The organism is Brevibacterium sp. BRM-1, from assembly GCF_026802075.1.
In the GTDB taxonomy this organism is placed as follows: domain Bacteria; phylum Actinomycetota; class Actinomycetes; order Actinomycetales; family Brevibacteriaceae; genus Brevibacterium; species Brevibacterium rongguiense.
In genome coordinates this window covers 252,551-269,013 of record NZ_CP113788.1, presented here as the reverse complement: position 1 = coordinate 269,013, position 16,463 = coordinate 252,551, and the positions used below count along the sequence as shown (strand labels likewise).

Sequence of the window (16,463 nt, the reverse complement as noted above, 5' to 3'; positions counted from 1 at the left end):
AGAATCTCCAAACAGACGGAAGTCATGCTTGCGCGGCACGGCCGCGAGTTCGCATGTCACAGCACTATAACGAGAAATCGCGGGAAAGTCACAGAACTGTGACGCGATTTTCCGGTCGCGCCATCGCCCGAGGTCAGGGCGCCGGCTCCCGCGGCATTCCGCCCGGGCGCTCAGGGCCGCGGGCTGCGCTGCATCGCGTCGTGGACCTCGCCCACGAGTTCCTCGAGGACGTCTTCGAGGAAGAGCACTCCCACCGCCTGCGCGCGGTCGTCGAGCACCCGGCCCACGTGATTGCCCGCGTCCTGCATCTGGGCCAGCGAGTCCTCGATCTCGTCGCCCGCGCGCAGCGTGACGAGCGGCCGGAAGCGCTTCGCCGGCACCGGCGCGCGGTAGTCGGCCTCGGTGTCCGCATAGAGGACGTCCTTGATGTGCAGATAGCTTTCCGGCACCCCATCGGAGCCCAGCACGATGTAGCGGGAGTACCCCGTCCTGCCCACGAGGTGCTCGAGCTGGGCCGGCGTGACCTCCGCCGGGATCGTCACCACCTCATCGAGCGGGACCATGACGTCGCCGATCGTCTTGTCCGAGAACTCGAGCGCGCCCTTGAGCAGGCCCGTGTCATCGCTGAGCAGCCCCTCGCGCTGGGACTCGGCGACGATCGACTGGACCTCCTCGACCGTGTACGCGGCATTCACCTCGTCGCGGGGCACGACGCCCAGCAGGCGCAGCACGAGGTTGGCGAACGCGTTGAGCGGGCGGATCGCGAACCCGAACACCCGCGAGAGGAACACGAGCGGGGGCGTGAGCAGCAGCGCCGCCTGGCGGGCGGCCGCCAGCGAGATGTTCTTCGGGATCATCTCCCCCACCACCACGTGGAGGAAGGTCACGATGGCCAGCGCGAGCACGAACGCGATCGGCGCCGACAGCGCCTCCGGGGTCCCCAGGCGGTGCAGCGGCCCCTCGAGCAGGTGGTGGATCGCGGGCTCGGCGACGTTGCCGAGCAGCAGCGAGCACACGGTGATGCCCAGCTGGCAGATCGCGAGCATCGCGGAGACGTGCTCCATGCCGTAGAGCGTGGTCTTGGCCGCGCGCGAGCCCTCCTCCGCGGCCGGCTCGATCTGGGAGCGCTTGGCGGAGACGACGCCGAACTCCGCCGCGACGAAGAAGGCATTGCCCAGCAGCAGCACGACAAGCCAGATCAGCCCGAGCCAGTCACTCATGGCGCTCCCCCGCCCCGCCCGGCTGGGCCGGATAGTCCGCGTAGTCGGGGATGAGGCGCAGCCGCTCGATGCGGTGGCCGTGCATCCGCTCGACGACGAGCTCGGCGTCGTCGAGGCGCACGCGCTCCCCGACGACGGGGATCCGCCCGAGTGCCAGCAGCACGCAGCCGGCCACGGTCTCGTAGTCCGGGTCCTCCGGGATCTCGATGCCGGTCACCGCCTCGACCTCGTCGGGGCGCAGCCGCCCGGGCACGATCCACGAGCCGTCGCGGGCCGGCCGCACGCTCACGCGCATCCGGTCGTGCTCATCGGCGACCTCGCCCACGAGCTCCTCGACGACGTCCTCGAGCGTGACCACCCCGGCCGTGCCGCCGTACTCGTCGACGACGACGGCCATCTGGTTGCCGCGCTCGCGCAGGACGCGCAGCAGCGGGTCGAGCGGCAGCGTCTCCGGCACCTCGGAGACGTCCGTCATGAGGCCACCGGCAAATGCATCGCCGCGGTTGGGCAGGGGCACGGCGAACGCCTGCTTGACGTGGACGACGCCCAGGATCTCATCGCGCGAATCGCCGACGACGGGGAAGCGGGAGAAGCCGGTCTCGCGGGCGAGCTCCATGATCTCCGCCGCCGTCGTGGACTTGCGCACCGTCGACATCCGGGTGCGCGGGCTCATGACGTCCTCGGCGGTGCGCTCGGAGAATGCGAGCGTGCGGGTGAGCAGGTCAGCGGTCTGCTCGTCCATCGTGCCCTCCTCCGCGGAGTGGCGCACGAGGGCGGTGAGCTCATCGGCGGAGCGGCCGGCGGTGCTCTCCTCCTGGGGCTCGATGCCCATCGCCTCGAGGACCTTGTTGGCGGTGCCGTTGAGCACCGCGATGACCGGCTTGAAGGCCAGCGAGAACACGTACTGGATGGGCACCGCGATCCGCGCGGCCGCCAGGGGCGCGGCGATCGCGAGGTTCTTGGGCACGAGTTCGCCGATCACCATGGACAGCACGGTCGAGACGAGGAGCGCGGCCGCCAGGGCCACCCCGTCGGCGAGCGCGACGGGCACGGGCAGCAGCTCGAGGACCGGGGCGAGGATCCGCCCGAGCGAGGGCTCCATGAGGTAGCCGGTGAGCAGGGTCGTGATCGTGATGCCCACCTGCGCGGCCGACAGCTGCGTCGACAGGTGGTGCATGCCGCGCTCGATGTAGCGCGAGCCGCGCTCGCCGCGGGCCACCGCCTGCTCGACCGTGTGCTTGTCGAGCGTGAGGAGGGAGAACTCGCCGGCGACGAAGACGCCGGTGCCCAGGATGAGCAGGAGCGCGAGCGCGAGGAGCAGCCACTCCATCAGGCGCGGACCGCCGACGGGCGCGGCAGCGGCGGTGCCGGGCGGCGGTGCCGCGCGAACGCGCCCTGCCGGGGGCTGCGGGCCGGGCGGGCCGCGGGGGCGTGAAGGGGGCCGGCGCAGCGCCGGCTCGGACTGTCACCGCTCATGGGGCGATCCTAGCCGAGTCCGGCGCCCGCCGGTCACCAGCTGCGCTCGACGGGCCGGCCCTCGTCGTAGCCCGCGGCCGACTGCGCGCCCACCAGGGCCCGCTGCGCGAACTCGGGCAGGCTCGCCGCGCCGGCGTACGTGCACGACGAGCGGACGCCGGCGGCGATCTGGTCGATGAGGTCCTCGACGCCCGGCCGGGCCGGGTCGACGTACATCCGCCCGCTCGAGATGCCCTCCTCGTAGAGGCCCTTGCGGGCCCGCTCGAAGGCGGAGTCGGTGCGGGTGCGGGCGGCCACGGCGCGCGCCGAGGCCATGCCGAAGCTCTCCTTGTACTGGCGGCCCTCCGGGTCGACGAGGAGGTCCCCCGGGCTCTCGAGGGTGCCGGCGAACCACGAGCCCACCATGACCTGGGAGGCGCCGGCGGCCAGGGCGAGCGCGATGTCGCGCGGGTGGCGCACGCCCCCGTCGGCCCACACGTGGCCCCCGGCCTCACGCGCGGCCTGGGCGCACTCGACCACGGCGGAGAACTGCGGGCGGCCGACGGCGGTCATCATGCGCGTCGTGCACATGGCACCGGGGCCCACCCCCACCTTCACGATGTCCGCACCCGCCGCGAGGAGGTCCTGGGTGCCCTCGCCCGTGACGACGTTGCCGGCCACCACGGGCACGCCCGGGCCCAGCTGCGCGATCGTCGCCAGCGCCTCGAGCATCTTCTCCTGATGGCCGTGTGCGGTGTCGACGACGAGGACGTCCGCACCCGCCGCGGCGAGCTCCCGGGCGCGCCGCGCGACGTCGCCGTTGACGCCGATCGCCGCGGCGACGCGCAGGCGTCCGCGCGCGTCGAGCGCGGGCGCGTAGACGGAGGAGCGCAGCACGGCCTGCGGGGTCAGCGCCCCCACGAGGCGCCCGGCGGAGACGACGGGCGCGAAGTCCACCCGGGCGCCGGCCATGTCGTCGTAGGCCGCCGCGAGGGCCGACCGGTCCGCCCCGGCGAGGTCCGCCGCCTCGAGCACGGTGACCGGCTCGGCCATGACCTCGCGCACCGCGCGGAAGCGGTCGATGCCCTCGAGCGAGCGGCGGGACACGACGCCCAGCACCTCGCGGTCGGGCCCGACGACGACCGCGTGGCCGTGGGCGCGCTTGGGCAGCAGGTGGAGCGCGGAGAGGGCCGTGTCGTCGGGGCCGATGCGCACCGGCGTCTCGTAGACCGGGTCGCGGTCCTTGACCCAGCGGATCGCCTCGCCCGCGACGGCCAGCGGGATGTCCTGCGGCAGCACGGCCAGCCCGCCGCGCCGGGCCAGCGTCTCCGCCATCCGCCGCCCGGACACGGCGGTCATGTTCGCCGCGACGATCGGCAGCGTCGTGCCGGTGCCGTCGCCGGTGGCCAGGTCGACGTCGAAGCGCGAGGCCAGCGCCGAGCGGCGCGGGACCAGGAAGACATCCGAATAGGTCAGGTCGGTGGCCGGGGGCTCGGTGATGAAGCGCATAGGCACATTGTCCACCCACTGGAACACCGCGGACCGAAACGGGCTTAAGCTTGCTAGACGACGTCGAAGCTCCGAGCTGAGGAAGAGGGCGATTCCCGCCGTGTCCGAAACACTGCCGGCCCAGACCGCTGAGGAATTCGGTTCCAACGAGTGGCTGGTCGAAGAACTCTACGAGCAGTACAAGGCCGATAAGAACTCCGTGGACTCCTCGTGGTGGCCATTCTTCGAGAAGTTCGAGGCCGAGGGCGGTGCCGGCGGCGATGCGCCCCAGCCCGCCGCGAAGTCCGCCCAGCAGGCCTCCAAGCCCGCCGCGAAGGCGCCGGCCCCGAATTCCACGGGCGCCGACAGCGCGCAGCCTCGCGGCGCCTCGGGCCCGGAGCAGGGCAGCGCCAAGCGCGCCGAGCCGAAGCCCGCCAAGGGCGTCGAGCCCTCGGTGACGGACTCGGAGACGCCCAAGGCGGAGTCCAAGGGCGTGCCGGAGAAGCAGAACTCCCCCGCGCCCAAGGCCAGCGCGCCGGCGCAGGACGCCGAGGACACCGTGGTCAAGCTGCGCGGGCCGGCCAAGCTGCTCGCCCAGAACATGGACGACTCGATCTCCCTGCCCACCGCCACCTCGGTGCGCGCGATGCCGGCCAAGGCTCTCATCGACAACCGCATCGTCATCAACTCCCACCTCAAGCGCACCCGCGGCGGCAAGGTCTCCTTCACCCACCTCATCGGGTTCGCGGTGATCCGGGCGCTCAAGGCGTTCCCCAGCCAGAACGTCTACTACGACGTCCGCGACGACAAGCCCGTCATGATCCAGCCGGGCCACATCAACTTCGGCCTCGCGATCGACGTGCCCAAGAAGGACGGCAGCCGCTCGCTGCTCGTGCCCAACGTCAAGAATGCCGAGACGCTGACGTTCCGCGAGTTCGTCGACGCCTACGACGACCTCGTCGCCCGCGCCCGCGACGGCAAGCTCACCGCGGAGGACTTCGCCGGGACCACCGTGTCCCTGACGAACCCCGGCGGAATCGGCACCGTGCACTCAGTGCCGCGCCTGACCCGCGGGCAGGGCTGCATCATCGGCGTCGGCGCGCTCGACTACCCCGCCGAGTTCCAGGGCGCCAGCCAGGAGACGATCAACCGGCTGGCCATCTCCAAGGTCCTCACGATGACGTCGACCTATGACCACCGCGTCATCCAGGGCGCCGGCTCCGGTGAGTTTCTCAAGCTGATCCACGGCTACCTGCTGGGCGAGGACGGGTTCTACGACGAGGTCTTCGAGTCCCTGCGCCTGCCGTACGAGCCCGTGCGCTGGGTGCCCGACGTCGACACGAGCGACCAGGACGACGTGTCGAAGTCCGCGCGCGTCATCGAGCTCATCGACGCCTACCGCACCCGCGGCCACCTCATGGCCAACACGGACCCGCTCGTCTACCGCCAGCGCAGCCACCCCGACCTCGACATCAACTCCCACGGCCTGACGCTGTGGGATCTCGAGCGGGAGTTCCCCACCGGCGGCTTCGGCGGCAAGCCGATGATGTACCTGCGCGACATCCTGGGGCTGCTGCGCGACACGTACTGCCGCACGATCGGCTTCGAGTACATGCACATCGCCTCGCCGGAGCAGCGCCGCTGGTTCCAGGCCAAGCTCGAGGTGCCGATCACGGACCTCAGCCGCGAGGAGCAGGGCCACATCCTGGGCCGCCTCAACGCCGCGGAGGCGTTCGAGACGTTCCTGCAGACGAAGTACATCGGCCAGAAGCGCTTCAGCCTGGAGGGCGGCGAGTCGGCCATCGTCATGCTCGACGAGGTGCTCAACCGAGCCGCGGACAGCCAGATGCATGAGGTCACAATCGGCATGGCCCACCGCGGCCGGCTCAACGTGCTCACGAACATCGCCGGCAAGAGCTACGACCAGGTCTTCCGCGAGTTCGACGGCACGCAGGCCCCGGACAGCTTCCAGGGCTCGGGCGACGTCAAGTACCACCTGGGCACCTCCGGGTCGTTCACCTCGCCGGCGGGCAACACCACCGACGTCTACGTCGCCGCCAACCCGAGCCACCTCGAGACGGTCGACCCGGTCCTCGAGGGCATCGCCCGGGCCAAGCAGGACGTGCTCGACCAGGGCGAGGAGGGCTTCTCCGTCCTCCCCGTGCTCGTCCACGGCGATGCGGCCTTCGCGGGCCAGGGTGTCGTCTACGAGACGCTCAACCTCTCCGAGCTGCGCGGCTACCGCACCGGCGGCACGATCCACCTCGTCATCAACAACCAGGTGGGCTTCACGACGCCGCCGGCCTCGGCCCGGTCCTCGTTCTACAGCACGGACGTGGCGAAGGCGATCAGCGCGCCCATCCTCCACGTCAACGGCGATGACCCGGAGGCCGTCTACCGGGCCGCCCAGCACGCCTTCGAGTACCGCATGGAGTTCAACCGCGACGTCGTCGTGGACCTCGTGTGCTACCGCCGCCGCGGTCACAACGAGGGCGACGATCCGTCGATGACCCAGCCGGTCATGTACTCGCTCATCGAGAAGAAGGGCTCGGTGCGCAAGCTCTACACCGAGTCGCTCGTGGGCCGCAAGTGCATCACCGACGACGAGGCCGCCGAGGTCGTCAAGGACTTCCAGTCCAAGCTCGAGCAGGCGTTCGCGGAGACGAAGGACGCGGAGTCCCGCGAGGGCTCCTCGACCGGGTTCCCCAAGCCCTACGAGCGCCCCGCCGACCTCGAGGCCGATGCCGACGTCTCGACCGCGGTCAGCGCCGAGGTCATCGAGGCGATCGGCGATTCGATGCTCAAGGTGCCCGAGGGCTTCTCGGTGCACAAGAAGCTGCGCGGCCTGCAGGAGAAGCGCTACGAGATGTCGCGCTCCGGCGGCATCGACTGGGGCTTCGCCGAGCTGCTGGCCTTCGGCTCGCTGCTCATGGAGGGCATCCCGGTGCGCCTGGCCGGCCAGGACTCGCGCCGCGGCACGTTCACCCAGCGCCACTCGGTCCTCATCGACCACGAGAACGGCAACGAGTGGACGCCGCTGTCGAACCTCAGCCCCGAGCAGGCGAAGTTCTGGGTCTACGACTCGCTGCTCAGCGAGTACGCGGCCGTCGGCTTCGAGTACGGCTACGCCGTCGAGCGGGCCGATGCGCTGGTCGCATGGGAGGCCCAGTTCGGCGACTTCGCGCAGGGCGCGCAGTCGATCATCGACGAGTTCATCTCCTCCTCCGAGCAGAAGTGGTCGCAGACCTCGGGCGTGGTCATGCTCCTGCCCCACGGCTATGAGGGCCAGGGTCCGGACCACTCCTCGGCGCGCATCGAGCGCTACCTGCAGATGTGCGCGGAGAACAACATGACGGTGGCCTACCCGTCGAACGGCGCCTCGTACTTCCACCTGCTGCGCCGCCATGCCCACGCGCCGGTCAAGCGCCCGCTCGTGGTGTTCACGCCCAAGTCCATGCTGCGGCTCAAGGCGGCGGCCTGCTCGGTCGACCAGTTCACGCACGGCACCTTCGAGCCGATCATCCCGGACACCGAGGTGGCCGCAGACAAGGTCGACCGGGTCGTGCTGGTCTCCGGCAAGCTGTACTGGGACCTCGTGGCGGCGCGGAAGAAGGCCGGCGACGAGAAGACCGCGATCGTGCGCGTCGAGCAGCTCTACCCGCTCGACGGCGACCTCATGAACGAGGTCCTGGGCCGCTACCCGTCGTCCGCCGAGCTCTACTGGGCCCAGGAGGAGCCGGCGAACCAGGGCGCGTGGCCGTTCATGGCGCTCAACCTCACGCCGCTGCTCGACGGGCGCCAGATGACGCTCGTGTCCCGCGGGGCCTCCGCCTCGCCCGCCACGGGCCTCAAGAAGGTCCACGACGCCGAGCAGTCCGGCCTGGTCGAGCGAGTCTTCGACCGGTGACCGGCACGAAGGACACGGCCATCGTCGTGGCCGGCGACGAGCTCGTCGCCGGCCACGGGGACGGCCGCGGCCTGGGCTGGACCGGGCGCGTGGCCGCGCGCACGCTGCCCGCGCTGCCCACCGCGCGCTTCTACCCGCTGGGCGTGCCCGCGGAGGACAGCGCGGCCTTCGCCAAGCGCGCGCTCGCCGAGGCCGGCCTGCGCTTCACTCCGGAGTCGGAGAACCGCCTCGTGCTCGCGCCGGGCTCGCACGACATCGCCTCGGGCCTGTCGACTGCCCGCTCGCGGCTCAACCTCGCCAACGTCCTGGATGCGGCGCTGGCCGCGGAGGTCGCGACGTTCGTCGTGGGCCCCACCCCGGCGCTGCGCGCGGAGGACAACCGCCGGATCGGCGAGCTCAGCCAGGGCTACGCGGACGTGGCGCTGCGCCGCGGCGTGCCCTTCGTCGACGCGTTCACCCCGCTCGACGGGCACCCGGTGTGGCAGCGCGAGCTCGCGGCCTCGGCGGCGGGCCTGCCCTCGCAGGAGGGCTACGGCCTCATCGCGTGGCTCGTGCTCAACCGCGGCTGGTTCGACTGGCTGGGCGTCGAGGACGCACTCGCCCGCGCCTGAGCGCCGAGCCCTGAGAGCCCCGGCCGCCGGGGCCGCGCACGCGGCTGCCGGGAGCGCGCCCGGGCCCGCGGGCGCCGGGCGGCGCAGGATTGGTCCCGGGTGTCGACCGCCGCGCATTGGCGGGCCCGCGGGCCGTATGGGAAGATGGTCCGGGTCAATGAGAAGGAGAGAGCTATGAGCAAGCGCGCACGCAAGCGCCGCGACCGCAAGCGCCGCGGCCCCAACCACGGCAAGCGCCCCAACGCATGAGCTGACGCTCTGACGTCGCAGCAGGGCCGAGGTGCCCCCGGGATCTCCCGAGGGCGCCTCGGCCCTGCTGGTGTCTGCGCTGTGGGTGGTGTCTGCGCTGCCGGCGATTGCCGCGCTTGTCGGTGGTCGCTGCGCTGCCGGCGGTTGCCGCGCCGCCTGTGATTGCTGTGCTGCCGGGAGCCGCTCAGCCGTTCCAGCGAGCGATGATCGTGCGCTGCTCGACGACGATGCGCGCGCGGATGCGCTCGCGCAGGCCGTCGGGCGCCTCCTCGGACTGGCACGAGCGACGCACGAGTTGCTTGAGCATCGCCTCGATCGCGTACTCGCTCTGGCACTCCGGGCACGTGGCCAGGTGGTGCTCGATCTCGCCGAGCTCGGAGGCGTCGAGTTCGCCGTCCAGGTAGTGGTAGATCCGCTCGAGGCTCGAGAGCCGCTCCGGTGAGAAGCGGGCGGCTTCGGGGGTGCGCTCCTCGCTCATCGCTGCTCTCCCTTCTGCGTGCTGGCGGCTTTCCCCTGCGTGCTGGCGGCCTTGCCTGCCGCGGGCTTCTGCCCGGACGCCTTCTGGCCGGGCGTCTTCTGCGGCGCCGTCTTCTGGGCCACCGGCTTCTTTCCGCCGGACTTCTTCGCCGGGGCCTTCTTCGCCGCCGTCTGCTGCGGCGCGGCCTGCTGCCCGCCGGAGCGCGCGGCGCTGGGATCCGTGCCGAAGCCGCGGTCGGCCGCGTAGTCGGAGAGCATCTCGCGCAGCTGCCGGCGCCCGCGGTGCAGGCGCGACATCACGGTGCCGATGGGCGTCTCCATGATCTCCGCGATCTCCTTGTAGGGCAGCCCCTCGACGTCCGCGTAGTAGACGACCATGCGGAACTCCTCCGCGAGCCTGCCCAGGGCGTCCTTGACGTCGCTGTCGGGCAGGTGGTCGAGGGCCTCGAGCTCGGCCGAGCGGCCGTCCGAGGACGAATGGCTGGCCGCCCGCGCGATCTGCCAGTCCTCGATGTTCTCGCCCGAGGACTCCTGGGGCTGGCGCTGCTTCTTGCGGTAGGTGTTGATGAACGTGTTCGTGAGGATGCGGTAGAGCCACGCCTTGAGGTTCGTCCCCGGCGTGTACTGGTGGAAGGCCGCGTAGGCCTTCGCGTAGGACTCCTGGACGAGGTCCTCCGCATCCGCGGGGTTGCGCGTCATCCTCAGCGCCGCCGCATAGAGCTGGTTGACATACTCCATGGCGTCGCGCTCGAAGCGCTCCGTGCGCTCACGGTCGGTTTCCTCTGCGGGCGATTGCGCAGTCATCGAGTCACTCATCACCGTCAATCGTACGTCGGGCCGCTGCCGCGGCGCTCGGCGCTCATCCAACGCCTGCACGCGCATCACCTCTCAGCTGGAGAACAAGCGGACCTGCCGCCCGCCGGGGCGCGACCGCGCAGGCCCCTGGGGCGTCCGCGGCCGCTGCCGTCGTGGGTGCACAACGGAGCCCCCGGTGCGAATATTCCGCGGCCGGGCCCCGGTGCGCCCCGGCCGCGGCGCGCTATGCTGGCGCTTGAGACAACAGCCGCAAGCGAAAGGCATCATCGTGTCCCTGGTCCGACTGCTCGCCCGCCCCATGCTCGCCTCCGCCTACATCGCCAACGGCGTCGCGCGCGTGAAGAACCCGAAGGCCAGCGCGGGCTCGGTGGCTCCGCTGCTCAGCCTCGTGAAGAAGAACGTCGACATCCCGGTCGACGCGGAGACCGCGGCGCGGATCGCCGGCGGCGCCCAGGTCGCGGCCGGTGCGCTGCTGGCCATCGGCCGCTTCCCGCGCATCTCCTCCACCATCCTCATCGGCACCTACGTCCTCGACGTCGTGGGCGAGCAGATGTCGAAGGGCAAGCTCGATCCCAAGGAGGAGCTGGCCAACGGCTCGCTGCTGACGAAGACCTCGCTGCTCGGCGGGGCCCTCCTGGCGGCCGTGGACACGGCTGGGCGCCCCGGCCTCGTGTGGCGCGCCCAGCACGCCGCCGAGGAGCTGCGCGATGCCGTCGAGCGCAACACCGCCAAGGCGATCGACGCGGTCTCCCCCAACTGAGGACCCCCGTGAGCTCCACGCCCTGGCCCGCACCGGAAGCACGCCATCCGGTGCGGGCCACTGTCACCGTCCCCGGCTCGAAGTCGCTGACCAACCGCTACCTCGTGCTCGCCGCGCTGGCCGACGGCGATTCGCGCATCGCGAACCCGCTGCGCAGCCGCGATGCCGACCTCATGATCGGCGCGCTCACGGCGCTCGGCGCCGAATTCTGCGAGCCCGAGCCCGGCGTCCTGCGGGTCCGCCCGGCCCCGGGCCCCGGCGCCGGGTCGCCTGCCGGCCAGGCGCGCATCGAGTGCGGGCTCGCGGGCACCGTCATGCGCTTCGTCCCGCCCCTGGCCGCCGCGCTGGGGCGCGCCGCGGACTTCGACGGCGACGAGCAGGCGCGCGGCCGCCCGATGGGCACGATGCTCGGCGCGCTGCGCGAGCTGGGCGTGGACGTGGACGGCGAGGCCCTGCCGTTCGCGCTGCGGCCAGCCCCCGGGGGCGTGCGCGGCGGCCACCTCGAGATCGACGCGAGTGCCTCGAGCCAGTTCGTCTCCGGCCTCCTGCTCGCCGCGTGCGCGTTCGACCTGGGCCTCGAACTCGCCCACACGGGCACCGCGCTGCCCTCGCAGCCCCACATCGACATGACGCTCGAGGCGCTCGCGGACGCGGGCGTCATCGTCTCCGCGCCCCGGCCCGGGCGCTGGGTGGTCGAGCCCGGCCGCCCGCGCGGGCTCGAGGTGGCCGTGGAGCCGGACCTGTCCAACGCCGCCGCGTTCGTCGCGGCCGCGCTCGTCACCGGCGGCACGGTCGACGTGCCGCTGTGGCCCTGCGCCACCACGCAGGCCGGCGACGCGATCCGCGGCCTCGCCCGGGACTTCGGTGCTCAGGTCGAGCTCTCCCGCGCGGGCCTGCGGGTGGAGGGACCGCAGCGGCTGGCCCCCATCGAGGCGGACCTGAGCGCCGTGGGCGAGCTCACCCCCGTCGTCGCCGCGGTCGCGGCGCTGGCGGACGGGACGTCGACGCTGCGCGGCATCGGCCACCTGCGCGGCCACGAGACGGACCGGCTGGCCGCACTGGCCGCCGAGCTCCAGGCCGTGGGCGCACGGGTGGAGGAGGGGCCCGACTACCTCCGGATCACCGGGCCCGCCGACCGCGGTGCTGTGTGGCACACGTACGCCGATCACCGCATGGTCATGGCCGGGGCAATCGTGGGCCTGCGCGTGCCCGGCGTGGTCATCGAGGACCCGGACACCGTCGCGAAGACGATGCCGGACTTCGCGGCCCGCTGGACGAAGATGCTCGAGCGGGCACCCGGCACCGCCGCCGCGGAGCGCAGGTGAGCCCGCGCTACCGGGACTTCACCGAGGACGACTACCGGCCGCGGCCCAACCGCCGCGGCAGCCGCCCCCGCACGAAGGAGCGCCCCGCCTACGAATCCGCCGTCACCGGCATGATCACCGCCGTCGACCGCGGCCGCTACCGCGCCGTCGTCCTCGACGGCGCGGAGGACCGAACCGTCACGGGGGTGCGCGCGGCGCGGCTGCGGCGCACGGCCCTGGTGCCCGGCGACCGGGTGGACCTCGTGGGCGACACGAGCGGGGCCGAGGGCTCGCTCGCCCGGATCGTCGGCCTCCAGCCGCGCCGCACGGTCCTGCGCCGCAGCGCCGACGACGCGGATGAGACCGAGCGGGTGATCGTCGCCAATGCCGATCAGCTCGTCATCGTCACCGCAACGGCGGACCCCGCCCCGTCGGAGGGCCTCATCGACCGGGCGATGGCCGCGGCCTTCGATGCGGGCATCGAGCCGCTGCTGGCCGTCACCAAGCTCGACCTCGCGCCGCTCGACGACATCGTCGAGCGCTTCGGCGCCACCGGCATCGACATCGTGCCCTGCGGGCTGGGCCCGGACGGCCGGGTGCGCACCGAGGAGCTCCGCCCTCGCCTGGAGCACCGCCTGAGCGTACTGCTCGGCCACTCCGGGGTGGGCAAGTCGACGCTCATGAACGCCCTGCTCCCGCAGGCCGAGCGAGCCACCGGTGCGGTCAACGACGTCACCGGGCGCGGTCGCCACACCTCGTCCTCCGCCCTCGCACTGCCCGTGGGCGCCGACGGGTGGGTCGTCGACACCCCGGGCGTGCGCAGCTTCGGGCTCGCCCACGTCGATCCGGACAGCGTGGTGGCGGCGTTCGCCGACCTCGTGCCGGCGACCGCGGACTGCCCGAAGGGCTGCACCCACCTCGCGGACTCCCCCGGCTGCGCGCTCGATGCGTGGGTGGCCCAGGGCCGGGCCGGCGAGGCGGGCCCGGCGCGCCTGGCCTCCCTGCGCCGGCTGCTCGCGGGGCTGCGCGGCTGAGAGGCTGCGCGGCCAAAACCCTGCACGGCTGGGGGACCGCTTGATTCGGGGGCGGAGCGGTTCAAGGTCTGAGCGGTGAAGGGTCTGGGCGGTTCAGGGCCCGCGCGACTGAGGGCCGCACCGCCGCGGGCCAATGCGCGGACGGGCCTCCGCGGTGCCCGGGGCCGCGCCGCCGCCGCCGCACCTGCCCCGCGGGCGGCGGGCGCCCGCCGTCCGCGGGCCGGCCGGCCGTAGTGTGGGGCGCATGGACGATCTCCGATTCGCACTCGACCTCGCCGACCGCGCCGACGCGATCTCGCTGCCCGCCTTCCGCGCCCACGACTTCGCCGTCGAGCAGAAGCCGGATCTCACCCCGGTCACCGACGCCGACCGCGCCGTCGAGGCCATGATCCGCGAGCGCCTCGCCGAGGCCCGGCCCGCCGACTCGCTGCTGGGCGAGGAGTTCGGCGAGCGCGGCGCGGCCGCCCGGCGCTGGATCGTCGATCCCATCGACGGGACGAAGAACTTCGTGCGCGGCGTGCCCGTCTTCGCCACCCTCATCGCCCTCTACGAGGAGCGCACGCCCCTGCTGGGCGTCGTGAGCGCCCCGGCGCTCGGACTGCGCTGGTACGCCCAGCAGGGCCAGGGCGCCTGGCGCAGCATCGCCGGCGGCCCGGCCGAGCGCCTGCGCGCCTCGGGCGTCGCGCGCCTGGCCGACGCCTCGCTGTCCTACGCCTCCCTGAGCGGCTGGGCGCAGCGGGGCACCCGCGAGCGCTTCATCGAGCTGTGTGACACCGTGTGGCGCACCCGCGGCTACGGCGACTTCTGGTCCTATATGTTGGTCGCCGAGGGCAGCGCGGACATCGCGTGCGAGCCGGAGCTCGAGCTCTACGACATGGCGGCCCTCGTCCCCGTCGTCACGGAGGCGGGCGGCGCGTTCACGGATCTGGACGGCCGGCCCGGCCCCTTCGGCGGCAATGCCCTGGCCACGAACGGCCGCCTGCACGACCAAGCCCTGGAGTACTTCTAGATGACGCCTGCCGCCCGACCCTCCCTCGAGCGCGCGAACCTGTGGCACCGGGCCTCCGCGGCCGCCGGCCTCATCGATGCGCAGGGCAGGGTGGGCGGCACGGTCTACGCCGCGATGACGGAGCTCGCCGCCCGCACGGGGGCGGTCAACCTGGGCCAGGGCGCGCCCGGCACGGACCCGGACCCCCGGCTCGTCGAGGCGGCGGCACGGGCCATGCGGGCGGGCGCCAACCAGTACTCCCCCGCCCAGGGCCACCCGGACCTCATCGCGGCGGTCGCGCAGTACCGCAGCTCCCCCGCCGTCCCGGTCGCCCCGGAGGAGGTGCTCATCACCGTGGGCGCCACGGAGGCCATCACCGCCTCCGTGCTGGCGCTCGTGCCGGCCGGGGGCGCGGTCATCGCGTTCGAGCCGTTCTACGACTCCTATGCCGCCGCTGCGGCGCTCGCCGGCGCCGAGCTGCTCACCGTGCCGCTGCTGCCCACGGCCGAGCGCGGCTTCGCCCCGGACTGGGCGGCACTCGACGCCGCGCTGTCATCGCCGCGGGCCGCGGTCGGCGCCGCGCTCATCGTCAACGATCCCCACAACCCCACCGGCACCGTGTTCTCCACCGCGGAGCTGCTGCGCCTGCACGCGGCTGCGCAGGCCGCCGATGCGTGGCTCATCACCGATGAGGTCTACGAGTTCCTCACCTTCGACGGCCGGCCGCACGAGCGCCTCGCGCAGCTCGTGCCGGACTCGCAGCGGATCGTGAGCATCTCCTCGGCGGGCAAGACCTTCAACGTCACCGGCTGGAAGATCGGCTGGCTCACCGCGCCGGCGCCGGTGCGCCTCGCGATCCAGGCCGTCAAGCAGTACCTGACGTTCGTGGGCGGCGCGCCGTTCCAGCCGGCCATCGCGCAGGCCCTGGCCGATCCGTCGCTCGCCGCGGCCAACCGCGATTCGCTGGCCCGCCGGCGCGAGGCGCTCACGGCGCCGCTGCGGGAGATCCCGGGGCTCACCGTTGCCGAGGCACAGGCGGGCTACTTCGTCCTCGCCGACTTCTCCGCCCTCACGGACCTCGACGCGGTCGCGCTCAACGAGCGCCTCGCCGTGGACTGCGGGATCGTCGGCATCCCGGTGGCGGCGCTGTGCCGCCCCGGCAGCCCGGCGGCGCAGGCCTATCGCGGCACGCTGCGCTATTCGTTCTGCAAGGCGCCCGAGGATGTCGCCGAGGCCGCGCGCCGGCTCTCCGGGCTGGGCGCCGGGCTCGCCGCGGGCCTCAACTCCGCCTGAGCCGGAGCCTAAGCCCGAGTCTGCGCCCGGGCCCGCTCCTGCGACTGCGCTCCGCAGGCGCCCGCGGGCCGTCGCACGGTGTTCGCGCACGTCGAAGGGGCGGGTGCGAGCACCCGCCCCTTCGCTGCGCGCACGGGGTGCGCGGGATCGCTCAGGCCTGCTTGACGGCCTCGATCTCGATGGCGAGCTGGATCTTGTCGGACACCAGGAGGTCGCCGCCTGGCAGCTTCGCGTCGAAGCTCATGCCGAAGTCCTTGCGGCTGATGGCGGTCGTGGCGGAGAAGCCCGCGACGGTGTTGCCGTACGGGTCCTCGTTGGCGCCGTTGAACTCGGCCTTGAAGGACACGGGGCGCTCGACGCCGCGCAGGGTCAGCGTGCCCTCGAGGGTGAATTCGGGGCCGTCGACGCCCGTGATCGCGGTCGAGGCGAAGGTGATCTGCGGGTGCTCGGAGGCGAGGAAGAAGTCACCGGACTTCAGGTGCTCATCGCGCTGCTCGTTGGCGGTGGAGACGGTCGCGGCATCGGCCGAGGCGCGCACCGAGCTGGCGGTGAAGTCCTCGGCGATCTGGAGGACGCCCTCGATGCCGTAGATGTTGCCCCGGACCTTCGAGACGCCGGCGTGGCGGGCGGTGAAGGCGAAGTCGGAGTGGGCCCCGTCGATGTTCCAGGTGCCTGCGGTCAGTCCGGTGGGAAGGGTGCTCATGTGCTCTCCTTGGCGATTGCGGGCGGGCCTGCGGCTGCGCCCCGTGGTCTGTCGGTGTCCTGTCGAACCAGTCTAGTTTAAACGTAAACCACTTGGTTGTGCTGGTGTAACCGGCTCCCACAGCCGATCATTCCCGCCCCGCGGAAAAACTTCCGCGG

Annotated in this window: 13 protein-coding genes and 1 pseudogene; 8 read left to right on the top strand and 6 right to left on the bottom strand. The window is 72.5% G+C overall.

Annotation, left to right across the window (positions count from 1 at the left end):
* Positions 1-170: 170 nt before the first annotated feature.
* From BRM1_RS01165 to BRM1_RS01155, 3 genes are all read right to left on the bottom strand, one after another.
* Positions 171-1,220 carry a hemolysin family protein gene (locus BRM1_RS01165; RefSeq protein WP_160952856.1) on the bottom strand — a complete coding sequence of 350 codons (1,050 nt, stop codon included), beginning with the start codon at positions 1,218-1,220 and terminating at the stop codon, positions 171-173.
* Entirely contained in the window at positions 1,213-2,550 is a 1,338-nt protein-coding gene (locus tag BRM1_RS01160; protein WP_268527334.1) for a hemolysin family protein, read from the bottom strand. The genes BRM1_RS01165 and BRM1_RS01160 overlap by 8 nt, the downstream gene beginning before the upstream one ends.
* A gap of 179 nt (positions 2,551-2,729) precedes the next feature.
* Positions 2,730-4,184: a GuaB1 family IMP dehydrogenase-related protein gene (locus tag BRM1_RS01155; protein ID WP_268527331.1), complete on the bottom strand. Its 1,455-nt coding sequence runs from the start codon at positions 4,182-4,184 to the stop codon at positions 2,730-2,732.
* 100 nt (positions 4,185-4,284) lie between these two features.
* Between BRM1_RS01155 and BRM1_RS01150 the strand changes: the two genes are divergently transcribed.
* From BRM1_RS01150 to BRM1_RS14025, 3 genes are all read left to right on the top strand, one after another.
* Complete coding sequence (locus BRM1_RS01150; protein ID WP_268527328.1) at positions 4,285-8,070, top strand: multifunctional oxoglutarate decarboxylase/oxoglutarate dehydrogenase thiamine pyrophosphate-binding subunit/dihydrolipoyllysine-residue succinyltransferase subunit; 3,786 nt, start codon at positions 4,285-4,287, stop codon at positions 8,068-8,070.
* Positions 8,067-8,681, top strand: coding sequence for a GDSL-type esterase/lipase family protein (locus BRM1_RS01145; protein ID WP_268527327.1), 615 nt, complete (start codon positions 8,067-8,069; stop codon positions 8,679-8,681). The genes BRM1_RS01150 and BRM1_RS01145 overlap by 4 nt, the downstream gene beginning before the upstream one ends.
* 174 nt (positions 8,682-8,855) lie before the next feature.
* Complete coding sequence (locus BRM1_RS14025; protein ID WP_407925008.1) at positions 8,856-8,930, top strand: 50S ribosomal protein bL37; 75 nt, start codon at positions 8,856-8,858, stop codon at positions 8,928-8,930.
* 184 nt (positions 8,931-9,114) lie between these two features.
* On the opposite strand, the gene rsrA is transcribed toward BRM1_RS14025, so the two are convergent.
* Positions 9,115-9,408 carry a mycothiol system anti-sigma-R factor gene (gene rsrA / locus BRM1_RS01140; RefSeq protein ID WP_268527326.1) on the bottom strand — a complete coding sequence of 98 codons (294 nt, stop codon included), beginning with the start codon at positions 9,406-9,408 and terminating at the stop codon, positions 9,115-9,117.
* 200 nt (positions 9,409-9,608) lie between these two features.
* Positions 9,609-10,211: pseudogene (locus BRM1_RS01135) on the bottom strand (sigma-70 family RNA polymerase sigma factor); the annotation flags it as partial.
* A 280-nt stretch (positions 10,212-10,491) separates the two neighbouring features.
* Between BRM1_RS01135 and BRM1_RS01130 the strand changes: the two are divergent.
* From BRM1_RS01130 to BRM1_RS01110, 5 genes are all read left to right on the top strand, one after another.
* Entirely contained in the window at positions 10,492-10,983 is a 492-nt protein-coding gene (locus BRM1_RS01130) for a DoxX family membrane protein (protein ID WP_268527324.1), read from the top strand.
* An 8-nt stretch (positions 10,984-10,991) separates the two neighbouring features.
* On the top strand, positions 10,992-12,308 hold the full coding sequence (aroA, locus tag BRM1_RS01125) for a 3-phosphoshikimate 1-carboxyvinyltransferase (RefSeq protein WP_268527322.1): 1,317 nt from the start codon (positions 10,992-10,994) through the stop codon (positions 12,306-12,308).
* Entirely contained in the window at positions 12,305-13,321 is a 1,017-nt protein-coding gene (gene rsgA, locus BRM1_RS01120) for a ribosome small subunit-dependent GTPase A (RefSeq protein ID WP_268527319.1), read from the top strand. The genes aroA and rsgA overlap by 4 nt, the downstream gene beginning before the upstream one ends.
* Before the next feature lie 244 nt (positions 13,322-13,565).
* On the top strand, positions 13,566-14,330 hold the full coding sequence (gene hisN / locus BRM1_RS01115) for a histidinol-phosphatase (protein ID WP_268527314.1): 765 nt from the start codon (positions 13,566-13,568) through the stop codon (positions 14,328-14,330).
* Positions 14,331-15,602 carry an aminotransferase class I/II-fold pyridoxal phosphate-dependent enzyme gene (locus tag BRM1_RS01110; RefSeq protein WP_268527311.1) on the top strand — a complete coding sequence of 424 codons (1,272 nt, stop codon included), beginning with the start codon at positions 14,331-14,333 and terminating at the stop codon, positions 15,600-15,602.
* A 151-nt stretch (positions 15,603-15,753) separates the two neighbouring features.
* Here BRM1_RS01110 and BRM1_RS01105 read toward each other — a convergent pair whose 3' ends face one another.
* Positions 15,754-16,305 carry a YceI family protein gene (locus BRM1_RS01105; RefSeq protein ID WP_268527309.1) on the bottom strand — a complete coding sequence of 184 codons (552 nt, stop codon included), beginning with the start codon at positions 16,303-16,305 and terminating at the stop codon, positions 15,754-15,756.
* Positions 16,306-16,463: the final 158 nt, after the last annotated feature.

Excerpts from the sequence above, each read along its gene's own strand:
- BRM1_RS01165 (WP_160952856.1), bottom strand. The coding sequence starts at position 1,220 with ATGAGTGACTGGCTCGGGCTGATCTGGCTTGTCGTGCTGCTGCTGGGC.
- BRM1_RS01160 (WP_268527334.1), bottom strand. The coding sequence starts at position 2,550 with ATGGAGTGGCTGCTCCTCGCGCTCGCGCTCCTGCTCATCCTGGGCACC.
- BRM1_RS01155 (WP_268527331.1), bottom strand. The coding sequence starts at position 4,184 with ATGCGCTTCATCACCGAGCCCCCGGCCACCGACCTGACCTATTCGGAT.
- rsrA (WP_268527326.1), bottom strand. The coding sequence starts at position 9,408 with ATGAGCGAGGAGCGCACCCCCGAAGCCGCCCGCTTCTCACCGGAGCGG.
- hisN (WP_268527314.1), top strand. The coding sequence starts at position 13,566 with ATGGACGATCTCCGATTCGCACTCGACCTCGCCGACCGCGCCGACGCG.
- BRM1_RS01110 (WP_268527311.1), top strand. The coding sequence starts at position 14,331 with ATGACGCCTGCCGCCCGACCCTCCCTCGAGCGCGCGAACCTGTGGCAC.
- BRM1_RS01105 (WP_268527309.1), bottom strand. The coding sequence starts at position 16,305 with ATGAGCACCCTTCCCACCGGACTGACCGCAGGCACCTGGAACATCGAC.